Annotated in this window: 10 protein-coding genes; 6 read left to right on the top strand and 4 right to left on the bottom strand. The window is 44.6% G+C overall.

The features are described 5' to 3' along the window. Positions 1-294: 294 nt before the first annotated feature. The 5 genes from D2V05_RS12320 to D2V05_RS12300 all read left to right on the top strand — a co-directional run bounded on the left by D2V05_RS12320 (position 295) and on the right by D2V05_RS12300 (position 8418). A complete protein-coding gene (locus D2V05_RS12320; protein WP_119647937.1) occupies positions 295-3537 on the top strand; it encodes a SusC/RagA family TonB-linked outer membrane protein in 3243 nt (1080 codons plus the stop codon). Positions 3538-3567: 30 nt separating this feature from the next. Next, positions 3568-5283: a SusD/RagB family nutrient-binding outer membrane lipoprotein gene (locus D2V05_RS12315; protein ID WP_119647936.1), complete on the top strand. Its 1716-nt coding sequence runs from the start codon at positions 3568-3570 to the stop codon at positions 5281-5283. 21 nt (positions 5284-5304) lie between these two features. Further along, entirely contained in the window at positions 5305-6105 is an 801-nt protein-coding gene (locus D2V05_RS12310) for a hypothetical protein (protein ID WP_119647935.1), read from the top strand. Between the two features lie 133 nt (positions 6106-6238). After that, positions 6239-7489 carry an MFS transporter gene (locus D2V05_RS12305; protein ID WP_235855452.1) on the top strand — a complete coding sequence of 417 codons (1251 nt, stop codon included), beginning with the start codon at positions 6239-6241 and terminating at the stop codon, positions 7487-7489. Between the two features lie 83 nt (positions 7490-7572). Continuing rightward, positions 7573-8418 carry a glycoside hydrolase family 16 protein gene (locus tag D2V05_RS12300; protein ID WP_235855451.1) on the top strand — a complete coding sequence of 282 codons (846 nt, stop codon included), beginning with the start codon at positions 7573-7575 and terminating at the stop codon, positions 8416-8418. Positions 8419-8433: 15 nt separating this feature from the next. Here the strand turns inward: D2V05_RS12300 and D2V05_RS12295 are convergent, their stop codons facing one another. The 3 genes from D2V05_RS12295 to D2V05_RS12285 all read right to left on the bottom strand — a co-directional run bounded on the left by D2V05_RS12295 (position 8434) and on the right by D2V05_RS12285 (position 11716). Beyond that, positions 8434-8616, bottom strand: a complete 183-nt coding sequence (locus D2V05_RS12295) for a CPXCG motif-containing cysteine-rich protein (RefSeq protein WP_119647932.1) — start codon at positions 8614-8616, stop codon at positions 8434-8436. Positions 8617-8745: 129 nt separating this feature from the next. Continuing rightward, the gene (locus D2V05_RS12290) at positions 8746-9666 is read right to left on the bottom strand and encodes a hypothetical protein (protein WP_119647931.1); all 921 of its coding nucleotides are present in this window, start codon (positions 9664-9666) and stop codon (positions 8746-8748) included. Positions 9667-9802: 136 nt separating this feature from the next. Beyond that, positions 9803-11716: an ABC-F family ATP-binding cassette domain-containing protein gene (locus D2V05_RS12285; protein ID WP_119647930.1), complete on the bottom strand. Its 1914-nt coding sequence runs from the start codon at positions 11714-11716 to the stop codon at positions 9803-9805. A 66-nt stretch (positions 11717-11782) separates the two neighbouring features. Between D2V05_RS12285 and D2V05_RS12280 the strand changes: the two genes are divergently transcribed. After that, positions 11783-12184, top strand: coding sequence for a DUF983 domain-containing protein (locus D2V05_RS12280; protein WP_119640053.1), 402 nt, complete (start codon positions 11783-11785; stop codon positions 12182-12184). Here the strand turns inward: D2V05_RS12280 and D2V05_RS12275 are convergent. Beyond that, positions 12181-13236, bottom strand: coding sequence for an NAD(P)/FAD-dependent oxidoreductase (locus D2V05_RS12275; RefSeq protein ID WP_119647929.1), 1056 nt, complete (start codon positions 13234-13236; stop codon positions 12181-12183). The two genes, D2V05_RS12280 and D2V05_RS12275, sit on opposite strands and share 4 nt — an antisense overlap. Between the last annotated feature and the right edge of the window lie 164 nt (positions 13237-13400).

Raw genomic sequence — 13400 nt, 5'->3', positions numbered from 1 at the left:
TCCAACCGGTTAACAACGGATTTGCAAATGTTAAAAAAAGTACTCCCCCATGGGCGTCCCTTTTTTTGGGGTACTTGCCGTTTTAGAAGTACCTATCCCAACTCAGTAATGGATTGATTTGTTATGCAATTGTAAAGGTAGGGCGGTGAGAGGCCTTACTTCTAAAAAAACAGAATCCATTAAGTTTTGTTCTCTTCCCAGAAGTATTATTTGAATTAGCTATCATTTTTCCTTACTCCGCCCACCTTTCTCAGTTGCCTGACTCAATTCAATTACTAACAAAACTTTATTCGTATGAAAGTAAAGAAACTGTTTGGAGCGCTGTTGGCCATGTGTCTATCCATGGCCTTTGCCTATGCTCAAGAAAAAACGGTCACCGGAACGGTCACCGACCAAGATGGTGTTCCATTGCCCGGAGTAAACATTATTGTTAAGGGTACGACCAATGGCACACAGTCCGATTTTGATGGCAACTACCTTATTGGGGTAACTGCGAGTGATGTACTCGTTTTTTCCTATTTGGGGCAAAAAACCATTGAGCGAAACGTAGGGGCTGAAAGCGTCATCAATGTACAAATGCAGGAAGATGCTTCCCAACTTGAAGAAGTGGTGGTCACCGCACAGGGTATCGTAAGGGAAAAGCGTTCCTTGGGTTATGCGGTCACTACGGTCGAATCAGAAAAAGTAGAAGCCCGACCTGAAGCTGATATCGCTAGGGTACTGAACGGCAAGGTTGCGGGGGTCAACATTACCTCCAATAATGGTCTATCCGGTTCGGGAACCAATATTATTATCAGGGGATATTCATCGGCTACGCAATCCAATCAACCTTTGTTCATTGTTGATGGGATTCCCTTTGATTCGGGAACCAACACCCAAACCAACTTTTTGGATGGTAATACCGAATCGAGCCGATTCTTGGACCTGGATCCCAACAACATTGCAAGTGTGAGTGTTCTGAAAGGCTTGAGTGCAACCGTACTATATGGTAACCGAGGCCGAAATGGAGTAATCCTGATTACCACAAAAGGAGCTGCAACAGGAGATGCGCCAAGCAAGACCGAAGTTAACGTAACCCAATCGGTGTTTATGTCTAATGCTGTACTTCCCAAATACCAACAAAATTATGGAGGTGGTTTCCACCAAGGGTTTGGGTATTTCTTCAGTAACTGGGGTCCCCGTTTTGACCGAACCGATGATGATGGCATTGCCAGTGCCGGTCAATATATAGGTACAGGACCCAATGGGGAAGCCATTTTGAGGCATCCTTTCAATTACATGGCAGACCCTACCTTAATAGCCGGTTTTGAAGATTTATTGGATGATGAATATCCGTATAAACCATACAACGGTGTTGAAGAATTTTTTAGAACGGGATATGTATACAGTACCTCGGTAAATGTTCGGGGAGGTTCTGAAAAAGTGAGCTTCAATGCCAATTACGGCCGAACGGAGGATATTGGGGTCACCCGTGGCAATAGGTTGTTACGAAACAACTTCAGCTTGGGAGGCAATGCCAGGCTATCCAATAATTTTACGGTTTCCGGGGTTTTCAATTTTGCAAGGACAGGTTACAAATCTCCTCCAAATGCCGTAAGTACGGGTAGTGGGGCGGCCTTCAACGGTTCGGCCATTTTTGGGGATGTCCTTTATACCCCGATCAGTGTGGACCTTACCAATATTCCTTACCAAGCTGTGGATGGACGGAGCGTGTACTATCGTTCTGGAAACGACATCCAAAACCCGTATTGGACCGTTGCCAATTCAAAGACATCACAGGAGACCGATCGTTTTACGGGTAACATGTCCATGAGCTATGCCCTCAACGATTGGATGAACCTTACCTATAGAGTGGGGCTTGATACCTATACCGAATTAAACTCCTACGGGCAAAACAGAGGCGGTGTGGATGGTCCTACCTTGGGTATTTTGAGAACAACATCCGTAAGAAACTCCATATGGAACCATGACCTCATCTTAAGTGGGGAAAAGAACCTTTCAGATGACCTTAACCTCACCGCCACCTTTGGGGCCAATAGCAGAAGGGACACGTATGCCCAAGATGGTATTGAAAGCCAAGGGCAATTGGTGTTCGGGGTTTTGGAACATTATAACTTCACCACGCCCTCTTCGACAAACTCATTTTCAGGAGCCAACCTCAACCAAAATTTTGAGGAGAACCTTGTAGGTATCTATCTGGATGCCACGTTGTCCTATAAAGATATGCTCTACTTGAATGTGGTGGGCAGAAATGACTGGTCGTCCACTTTGGAAAGGGAAAACAATTCACTTTTCTATCCTGGAGCCAGTCTTTCCTTCATCCCCACTACCGCATTCCCGTCCATACAAGGAAATGCACTCAACTACGCCAAGATCCGATTGGGCTATGGTTCGTCTGCAGGTTTTCCAACACCATTTAATACAAGGGATGTATTGACCTTGGGAGCTAGGACCTTTGTTGATGCCAATGGAAATGTGGTTTCGGGCAACTCGGTTTCAGATGTACTTGGAAACAGGGACCTGTCCCCAGAAAAAGTACAGGAACTGGAAATTGGTTTAGACACGAAGTTGTTCAACAGGTTGAATTTCAATGTGAGCTTGTTCAAAAAATCAACCACGGATTTGATTACCAACCGTACCCTGGACAGTTCCACGGGTTTTCGCTCCACTTTTGTAAACATCGGGGAAGTGGAGACCAAGGGTGTTGAAGTGGATTATGACCTTAATATCTTTAGGGAAAGTGAATCTGGTTTTGGGTTCAATCTGGCTGGAAATTTCACGGCCAATGAGACTATTGTAACGGACCTCGCGGAAGGCACCAATAATATCCTATTGACTTTTGCGGTTTCTGGCGAAGCCGCCAACTACGCAGTGGAAGGAAGGCCTTTTGGCGTATTCTTGGGCTCCACCATTCTAAGGGACGACAACGGAAACAAGGTTGTTGGGAACAATGGACAGTACTTGGTGGACAACAACATCACCGAGATTGGAGATCCCAACCCTGACTGGACCACAGGATTGATACCAACCTTTACTTACAAAGGTTTCTCATTATCGGCAAATCTCCAATATAGGCATGGTGGAGATATCTATTCCGTGACCACGGCAGGTTTGATAGGTCGTGGAGTAGTGGATCCCGACAAACCCATCGATCGGGAATCCAACTATATCCTTCCCGGTGTTTTTGCAGATGGCACCCCCAACAACGTGGCCATTACCTCCACAGAATTCGGTTTCAATACCTTTTTCGCAGGCAATATCAATGAAGTGAATATCTACGACGGTACCACCATTAGGTTACAAGAAGCTTCATTGGGTTATTCCCTTCCGAAGAAATTGTTGGAAAAAACGCCATTTGGAAGCATGTCGTTTACGCTATCCGGTTCCAACCTATGGTACAAGGCGGTGAACTTTCCCGATGATGTTCGATATGACACCAACTCATCCAGTACCGGTGTCGGTAACGGGCAAGGAATCGATTTCTTCACAGGACCATCTACCCGAAGATATGGACTTACCGTAAGGGCATCATTTTAAAAACTGCTAACACGTTTTAAAAAACATATTATGAAAAAAATATCAAAGATAATTTGTCTCTTGTTTGCCGCCCTGACTGTTTTGGTAGGCTGTGAGACCACCGCGTTGGATGTTGTTGAGAGTCCCAATGCTCTCAACCCATCACAAGCGAGCGTAGACTTCTTTTTGAATCAGATACAACTCATGACGGCCCAGATACATTCTGGGGAAGAGGGACGCGCCGAAAACGGCCTGAGCCAATTCGGTATGGAACCTGTCCGTATGCAACATGGGTTTGGCCCCACCTATAGGGAAAATTATGACCCCTCAAACTTTGACAGGGTTTGGGACAATGTTTATGCCAGGGCCTTGATTGACATCCGTACCATGAACCCATTGGCAGAAGAAGCCGGGCAGTATACCCATATTGCCATAGGACAAATCTTAGAGGCCTATATTATGATGTCCATGGTTGATTTCTTTGGCGATGTGCCCTATTCCGAAGCCGCAAAGGGCGGAGAAGGCATCCTGAATCCAAAATTGGATACTGGAGCATCCATTTATGCCGCCGTAGATCAACTCTTGATCGATGCGATTGCCAATCTCAACAAGGATGAAACAGCACTTCCACTAAATGATCTTTTTTATGATGGTGATGAAGGCCAATGGATTAAGGTGGCCAATACCATGCGCCTAAAATTGTACCTGCAGACGCGTATTGCCAATGCGGATGGATTTGGGGCTGGAGTTTCCACCGCTCGTATCAACGAGTTGATCAGTGGCAACCAATTGATCTTGGATTCCTCGGATGATTTCTTTTTCCAATGGGGAACAAACAATGCCTCTCCTGATAGCAGACACCCTTATTTTGATGCCAATTATGATGGTGCGGGCCCAAGCTCAGACTTCTATACCTGTAACTACTACATGAACCTGATGGCCAACCAATATAATGAGCCCGATCCAAGAATACGGTACTATTTCTATCGTCAGCAAAGTGATTTTTCAGGTGCAGATGTAGTTACCAAGGAATGCGTCACCGAGGTTTCCTTGCCATCATGGTGGGATCCCAGCGAACCCTACTGTATTGTACCTGCCACCAATGGATTAGGCGGTTATTGGGGTAGAAACCACTTGGACAACGATGGTATTCCACCAGACGATGCCTTTAGGACCCTACATGGAACCTATCCGATCGGTGGTCCTTTCGATGACGATTCCTTTAGGAATGTCTCTGGGTCCGGAGCAGTGAATGAAGGATTGGCCGGAGCGGGAATCTCCCCAATATTGATGTCTTCCTACACGTATTTTATGTTGGCCGAAGCGGCGTTGACGTTGAACACCACCGGGAATGCACGTGACTATCTGGAAACCGGTATCAGGCAATCCATCAACACCGTGGTTAATTTTGGGGCTCCACTTGCCAGCGGTACAGGATTTGAACCCTCCACCACTGCCATTGACAACCATGTGGCCGAAATCCTAGCCAATTATGATGCAGGGAACGATACGGATAAGCTTCGCATCATTGTAGAGCAGTATTTCATCGCCTTGTGGTGCAACGGGATCGAAGCCTACAACACTTACAGAAGAACGGGGCAACCAGATAACCTGACCCCTGCTTTTGCATTGCAGGATCCAGGTACCTTCCTTAGATCCATGTGGTATTCGCAGACCGCTGCGGACAGCAATACGAACATTACCCAAAAGAGTGCACCCGACACTCCCGTGTTCTGGGATACCAATCCTGAAGGTTTCGTTGATTGATAAAAATTAAAAATGACAAATATGAAAAGTACTTTTAAATATATTTTCGCCCTTCTACTCCTGGTACTTGCCATCGCGGCCTGTGAGGATAAGGACAAGAACCCGCTCAACGTATTCGAATTGGACGATTCCAAAGCGCCCTATGTTCGCATCAAGTTGGATCAGACCATTGTGGCCAAGGGCGATTTGGCTTCTTCGACCTTCTCGGGCACCGTGGATGATCCCAGTGACAATGTGGCTTCTTGGGAACTTAGTGTAAGTATTGAATTGGGTGGGGTGGCCACCGATACCGTTGTCCTGACCACCGTTACCCAATTTCCAAGTGACATTTCCATCCCCTACACGGATATTGCCAGTGCCTTGGGTATTACGGTAGATGATATTTCAGGTGGGGACTTTATCCGCTTCTTGGGTAAATCAACCGGTACCGATGGCACTGTGACCACTGTAGACAATTATAGTGCGAACGTAACAGGGCAACCAGAACAGCTACAGGCTTTCAACTTTATCGTTTTGGTCAAGTGTTCGCCTATATCCGATGCAACCATTGCAGGCACATGGGTCATTGAGATGCAGGACCTTTATGGCGATGGGTGGGATGGTGCCTTTGTCACCTTCGAGATTGATGGGGTGACCACCAACTATACCTTCACCGCTGGCGATGCTGCTACGTTTAATGTGGATGTACCGGCAGGAACCAGCCAATTGGTGATATCCTATACCAGCGGCGCCTTTGAAGAGGAACACGTATACACCATCCAAACACCTGATGGCGATGTTCGGGGGCCTTTTGGTCCCAATCCAAACCCGTGCATCAACTGATACTTTGTGTAACTCAACCTAACAAAGCCCCGTTCCGATGGAACGGGGCTTTTGATTTTTATAACAGATTTGGTAATTCCATATAGAATAATGTAAATATGCTTGCAAGGAGATTGGGTGTTACCTCGTACCTTTGCAGTCTCTTTGCAACCACAACCTAAAGAACAACTATTTGGACAACCACTCGAATCAAACCAATAAAAAGGCATTATTGTCACTCGCCATTGGAGGTTTTGGCATAGGTCTCACCGAATTTGTGATTATGGGCATTCTACCCAATATTGCTGATTCCATGGGCATTTCCATTTCCAAGGCAGGGCATTTTATTGCCATTTATGCGCTAGGAGTTGTCATTGGGGGGCCCTTTATGGCGAGAATCACTCAAAAACTTTCTCCCAAAAAGACACTGCTCTTCCTCATGGTTTGGTTTACGGTTTTCAATACCCTGTCCTCCTTTTCGGGCAATTATTGGACTATGATGTTATTCCGGTTTTTATCGGGTATGCCGCATGGGGCCTTTTTCGGAATCGGGGCAGTAGTTTCAGGATATTTGGCCAAACCAGGTAAGGCGGCCAAAGCCATGGCCATTATGTTTTCCGGTCTTACCGTGGCCAATATAATTGGGGTACCCGTTGGCACGTATATCGGTCAGGAATGGCATTGGAGTTTTTCCTTTATGCTGGTCGGTATAGCAGGAGTGGCTACTCTTGCCAGTCTTTACTTTTGGATGCCGAAGCAATCCTTGGAAGAATCCGATTCCTCCAGTACCACCAGTACTTCCGAAGGAATCAAAAGTAAGAAGCTATGGGCCCTGATTGCATTGACCACCATCGGGTCTGGAGGCTTTTTTGCTTGGTACAGCTATATTGCACCTTTGGTCATCAATATTACCAACCTACCGGAAGCTACCGTAGGGTATGTAATGATTGTGGCCGGCGTAGGGATGTTCGTAGGTAATTTTATGGGGGCCAGAATGGTCGAGATTTTTCCACCCGTAAAATGTGTTGTGATCAGTCTTTTTAGTATGACTACGATCCTGTTGATTAATTCCCTTCTTGCCAATAACACCGTTGCCGTGTTTGTCATCAGTTTTATTGTCGGAATGATTACGTTCTCCGTGACCGCGCCCATTCAGATAGCCATTATAAAAGCAGCCAAGGGTGCCGAAAAATTGGGTTCCTCCATGAACCAAAGTGCCTTTAATATGGGCAACGCTTCTGGCGCCTATTTTGGCGGACTCCCTATGGTTTTTGGACTTCCAGTAACCTATGCGAGTGTGGTCGGAGCCATTTTGGCCTGCATTGGAGCTGGAATTGGAATCGCCATTTTGTATACTCAAAAGAACGCCTCCAAGAAAAAAAGCGAGGAATCTCTTTTTACCTAGCTACATCATTTCATGAAACTATTCCGATTTCTGCATAAATAGTATCTTTAGGAACAGGCAACCTTTATCCAATACTTATCGGTTTGAAAACAACATTACTTTGGCCAACGCTCCTTCTTATGGGAGTTTTGTCCCTATTTCCTCAGGAAGGCAAAAAAAATACTTCGAAAGGACCAGATTCCATATATACCACCTTGGTCTTTTCAGATGAATTTGACTATTCAGGTAGTCCCGATACCCATAAATGGCACCATCAAGTGATCCCGCCCGAAAATGGTGGCTGGTACAATGATGAGTTGCAACATTATACGGACAGGATCAAAAACTCGCAAGTGAAAGATGGTTCCCTCTTTATCAGGGCTTACAAAGAACCATACACCGTTGATGGTTCCACCAAATCCTATACCTCTGCCCGGTTGAACGCCAAATTTGAATTTACCTATGGTAAAGTAGAGGTCCGAGCCAAACTCCCCGCTCAGGCTGGTACTTGGCCTGCCATTTGGACTTTGGGCACGGATGTAAACGAAACGGGAAATTATTTTGGTGACCAATTCGGCAAAGTGGGCTGGCCACTTTGTGGGGAAATCGATATTTTGGAGCAGACCGGATGGGACAAGAACACCACTATTTCCCATTTTCATTGGGGAGACCTTAACACCAAGGAATATAAAAATGAAGGGGGTACGTTATCCTTTCCCGAATCTGAGGATGGGTTCCATATTTTTTCCATGGAATGGACGGAAAAAAGTATCAAGACCTTTGTGGATGGCAATTTGGTATATGAATTGCCCAATGGCGATGACAAGCCTTTCAACCATGGACATTATTTGATCCTAAACCTTGCCATAGGCGGCAATTTGGGTGGAGAAGTGCCAGATTCCTTCACTGAGGCTACTTATGAGATTGATTATGTGAGGATTTACCAATAAAAGATGGTTAAGAAACTATTGACCCAACTCCTTGGCTTCAAATCCTACTAGCTCTTGGTCCTCAAAGGTTGCGGTCACTTCAATGGGGTTGCAACACACTTCGCAGTCTTCCACATAGGTTTGGTTGAGTATGGAGGCATCCAAAAGAAAGGAAATTTCTTCCCAACAATACGGACATTGAAAAAAGTGTTCGTACATGGTCTATGTATAACAATACCCAAAATTAGGAACAAAGGGTGAAAGCTGGTGTTTTTAGGTAAGAAATGTTCAAAAAAAAGGGGATACATCCCTGTATCCCCAAACCAAACAAACTAAAGTAATAACTAACTACTCATTATCTTTATACTCATTATTATCCCGTATACAGTCACAATCTTCATCATAAAATTCTGTGTCTGCCATTCTTGAACGATCAAACTCAATACTGTTAAATCTAGGATTAAGCGATTTGTCATCGGTATCGAACACCAAAAACTGCTTGGTGTCCATGGCTTTCAGGCCTGTATACGAATTGAACCTATTGTTCTGAAGTTGCAAAATCTGCAAGCTTGCCAATTGTGAGAACTCCACGGGAATCTCACCACCCAGTTGGTTATTGGCCAATACCAATTCCTTCAATTGGCCCAAATTCCCTATTTCTGCAGGAATCTCGCCTTCCAAGCCATTCTCGAATAAGCCAAGGGCTTCCAATTTGGATAGGTTACCGATGGATTTTGGGATGATTCCCTTCAAGTTATTGCTAGATAAATTGAGTTCCTTTAAATTCTGGATGTTGCCAAAGGTTTCCGGAATGGGCCCTGTCAAAAAATTATTGAACATGGAAAAAACCTCCAAATTCTTAAGCTGTCCTATTTCTTGGGGTATCGCCCCTTTGATCCTGTTCATTTCCAAACGGAACTCTTTCAAGCTTTCAAGCTTCACGATATCCTTGGGCAATACCCCGGTGATATTATTAAAGGCCAAGTTCAAACGAGTAAGGTACTTTAACTTGCCAAGGCTTTCTGGCAAAGTCCCGTCCAAATTGTTCATGAAAAGGGTTATTCCTACAACATGTCCTTCCTCGACCTCAACACCTTTCCATGTTTCCACAGGGGTATCAAGATTCCAAGTCACCTTCCATTGCTCTCCGTTAGTACTGTTATAAAGATCGATGAGAACGTCCTTTTCCCTTTGGGAAACCTGTCCGTTTGCCAGTGACAATCCAACCGAGGTTGTCAACAAAAAGAAGAAAATGGCCAATCTTTTCATTTAATACTTATTTATCTGTAGGGAATTTACCTACAAAGTAATAAGAATATGAAAAAACTTACAAATTAAATCGGCAAACTGACAGGATTTTGTTGTGAAGTTGTTAAATTCTGTGGTCAGATAAGTAAAGTGCTGATTATTCTATGGCTTCCAGTTCATTGGAGATACTTTCCCAATCTTCCATATAGGCCTCCAATTCCTTCTTTTTACCCTGATATTTGTCAAAAAAACCAGGCTTGGCAATGGTAGTATCGTAATCCATGAGTAGTTCATGATCAATGTCCGCTATTTCCTTTTCCAATTGGGAAATCCTTTTTTCCACACCGCTCAATCTGTTCTTTAGGGACTTCAGTTTCTTTTGGGTATGGTAATCGTTCTCTTTGGTTTCCGATTGAAGTTTTTCCTCTACTTTCTTCTCCCCTTTTTCAATTTTTCTGAAGTCATCGACCTTTCGTTGTTCCAGATAAAAATCGATATCACCCAGATACTCTTTAATGTTCCCATCCTTGAACTCGTATACCCGATCGGTCAGTCCTTGGAGAAAATCCCTGTCGTGGGATACCAAAATTAACGTTCCTTCAAAGTTTTGAAGGGCCTGTTTCAACACATTTTTGGATTTGATGTCCAAGTGGTTGGTAGGCTCATCCATCACCAATACGTTGAAGGGCTGCAACAACATTTTGGCCAACGCCAATCGGTTGCGTTCCCCTCCGGAAAGGACCTTTACATATTTTTCCACGTCATCGCCACGGAACAAAAAAGACCCTAAAATATCCCTGACCTTGCTCCTATTACTTTCATTGGCAGCATCGATCATGGTATCAAGAATGGTCTTATCGCCATCCAAATATTCTGCTTGATTTTGGGCAAAATACCCCAGCTGCACATTGTGGCCTGTCTTTACGTTACCCTTGTAGTCTAGTTCCCCGACCATAATTTTGGCCAAAGTAGTCTTACCCTGTCCGTTCTGGCCAACAAAAGCAGTCTTACTGCCACGTTCTACCAACAGGTCTACTCCTTCCAACACTTTTTTGGAACCATAATGCTTGGAGAGGTTTTCCACCTCCGCCACCACTTTTCCAGGGGTTACGGACACTGGAAAACGAACGGTCATGACACTACTATCTTCTTCATCCACCTCAATACGCTCCAACTTGTCCAACTTTTTAATGAGCGATTGAGCCATGGAAGCCTTACTGGACTTGGCCCTGAACTTTTCAATCAAGCGTTCGGTCTGCTGTATCTGCTTTTCCTGGTTCTTTTGGGCACTGAGTTGCTGCTCCTTGATTTCTTTTCTCAGTTCCAAAAATTTGGTGTAAGGTTTGTTGTAATCATAAATCCTACCCAAAGAGATCTCTATGGTGCGGTTGGTCACATTGTCCAGGAACATTCTATCATGCGAAACGATGACCACAGCTCCTGAGTAATTGTTCAGAAACTGCTCCAACCAAATGATGGATTCAATATCCAAGTGGTTGGTAGGCTCATCGAGCAACAACACATCATTGCTTTGCAAAAGGAGTTTGGCCAATTCAATACGCATTCGCCATCCACCTGAAAAGGTATCGGTAAGTTTTTCAAAATCCTCCCTTTTAAAACCAAGTCCCAACAACACTTTTTCGGTATCCCCTTGATAGTTGTAACCGCCCAAGATCTCATAACGGTGGGTCACGTCGTTCAGGTCTACCATCAATTGGTGATAACCTTCACTTTCATAATCGGTACGTTCTGCCAAAGCGGTGTTGATCTCGTCCAATTTCAGTTCCAGTGACTTGATCTCGGCAAAAGCTTGGTACGATTCTTCCAGAACCGTCCTTCCTTCTTCAAAGTCGATGTCTTGCTTCAAGAAACCTATCTTGATGTCCTTTTCCATGGCAATGGTGCCTTCATCAGGACGCATTTCCTTGGAAAGTAATTTGAGCATGGTAGATTTACCGGCCCCGTTTTTCCCTATCAGACCCACCCTATCTCCCCCATTCAAACGGAATGAGATTTCTTCAAAAAGGTATTCGCCCCCAAAGGCTACGGAAAGGTTGTGAACATTTAGCATTTTATGTGACCTGAATTACATAACAAAACTTGCAGTATCTTTACTTTTGCGTAAAAATCGGTGCAAATGTTAAAAAAAGGAACCAAACTCTACAGCATTTTAACAGGAAGTTGCCCTAGGTGCCATGAGGAAAGCATGTATCAGACCTCTAATCCCTATGCACTTTCCCAAATTTTTAAAATGCACGAGCGGTGTTCACACTGTGGTTTGAAATACAAGATCGAACCTTCTTTCTTTTACGGTGCCATGTACGTGAGTTATGCTGTGGGTATTGCTTTTGCCGTTGCCGCTTTTGTGATTTCCTTTCTCTTTATCGGAACTTCTTTGAAGACCGCATTTATTTCCATTGTGGCCACTCTGGTAGCTTTCATGCCTTTGATCATTAGATTGTCCCGAAACATTTGGATCAATTTCTTTATCAAGTATGATTCCCATGCCGTGGAACACCATCACCCTGTAAAAGGTTAATTTCCGTAGTATTTTTTCGTGAAGCGCTGAATATCGATTTCTGGGTCGAGTGCTACTCCTTTTTCAATATAGTTGAACAATTGTCCAGAGGCATAAGGAGCTATCAGCACCCCTCTGGAACCAAATCCGTTCAACACATAAAGATTGTGCTGCTCGGGATGCCTGCCTACCAAAGGCCTGCGATCCACCACCGTAGGGCGAATGCCTGCGACATGGTCCACAATATCAAAATCGCATTTTAAAAAGGTGGCCAATTTTTCCAGAAGCTCCTTCTTGGATTCATCAGTGGGTTCATTGGTCTTGTCCTTCCATTTGTAAGTAGCCCCTACCAAGTATTTAGCCCCTCCCATTGGAATGGTAAAGACCGACGATTTGATGACATTCCCTTCTTGGTATTCTGGCGCAGAGATGACCAAAAGTTCCCCTTTGGTCCCGTTCAAGGGAAGGTATCCAAAATAGGGGTCATTGGTAAGGCCATATCCACATGCAAAGACAATCTGTTTAGCCTTTATGCCTTGGTATTCGATATGGTCTTCACAGTGATTCAGCGCGGAGAAATCAAAAGTTGAGTGATCGATGGTGCCTTTATCTGCCAAATAGGCGCCATAAGCCTTCACCAATGCCCCTGTGTCTATTCTTCCTGTGTGTTTTACCTCTCCAAAGCCAAAGGGGGCATCAATGGATGGATTTTGATTTGGAATGATAAGGGCAGAAAGAAAACGGTCCAATCCCGGACGGTCGGCAGCCTCGAACCAACTGTTCTGCTCCTCGATGGAGGCAAATTTGCGAAGTACACGAAGGGGATGATCCAATTTTTCCTCCAATTTTTCCTCCAATCGTTCATAAAAGGGTTTGGCCATCTCCAATTGGTCCTTGGCCTTCCATGCCATCGTGAACCGTTTCAAAATTACGGGGTTGTAGAGTCCGCCCGCCACTTGGGATGCCTGTTGCGAACGATCCGCAATAACCTTAAAGGTTTTGCCTTCTCTTTCCAGTACTTCACAAAAGGAAATCCCGGCCAATCCCATACCTACCACTATATAATCCAGCATAGATCAAAATTAGCCATATGTGCCTTGCTGACCACGTGGGTCAAGAAAATTTTTACAAAAAAAACGCCGCACTAGTGTGCGGCGTAATTTGTAATGAATTGGAAATTTGTTTTATGTTGTCCCGAAATACTTCGGGATTAATTCAGCTATTGGTTTTATTCGCC

It is taken from the genome of Flagellimonas pelagia (genome assembly GCF_003584135.1).
GTDB classification, from domain to species: Bacteria; Bacteroidota; Bacteroidia; order Flavobacteriales; family Flavobacteriaceae; genus Flagellimonas; species Flagellimonas pelagia.
Note: the sequence above shows the minus strand (reverse complement) of the source record. Positions and strands in the feature narration are given on the sequence as shown.

What these genes read in the sequence shown, in the direction of transcription:
- D2V05_RS12280 (WP_119640053.1), top strand. Translation starts at nt 11,783, where the DNA reads ATGTTAAAAAAAGGAACCAAACTCTACAGCATTTTAACAGGAAGTTGC.
- D2V05_RS12295 (WP_119647932.1), bottom strand. Translation starts at nt 8,616, where the DNA reads ATGTACGAACACTTTTTTCAATGTCCGTATTGTTGGGAAGAAATTTCC.
- D2V05_RS12310 (WP_119647935.1), top strand. Translation starts at nt 5,305, where the DNA reads ATGAAAAGTACTTTTAAATATATTTTCGCCCTTCTACTCCTGGTACTT.
- D2V05_RS12290 (WP_119647931.1), bottom strand. Translation starts at nt 9,666, where the DNA reads ATGAAAAGATTGGCCATTTTCTTCTTTTTGTTGACAACCTCGGTTGGA.
- D2V05_RS12275 (WP_119647929.1), bottom strand. Translation starts at nt 13,236, where the DNA reads ATGCTGGATTATATAGTGGTAGGTATGGGATTGGCCGGGATTTCCTTT.
- D2V05_RS12320 (WP_119647937.1), top strand. Translation starts at nt 295, where the DNA reads ATGAAAGTAAAGAAACTGTTTGGAGCGCTGTTGGCCATGTGTCTATCC.
- D2V05_RS12285 (WP_119647930.1), bottom strand. Translation starts at nt 11,716, where the DNA reads ATGCTAAATGTTCACAACCTTTCCGTAGCCTTTGGGGGCGAATACCTT.
- D2V05_RS12315 (WP_119647936.1), top strand. Translation starts at nt 3,568, where the DNA reads ATGAAAAAAATATCAAAGATAATTTGTCTCTTGTTTGCCGCCCTGACT.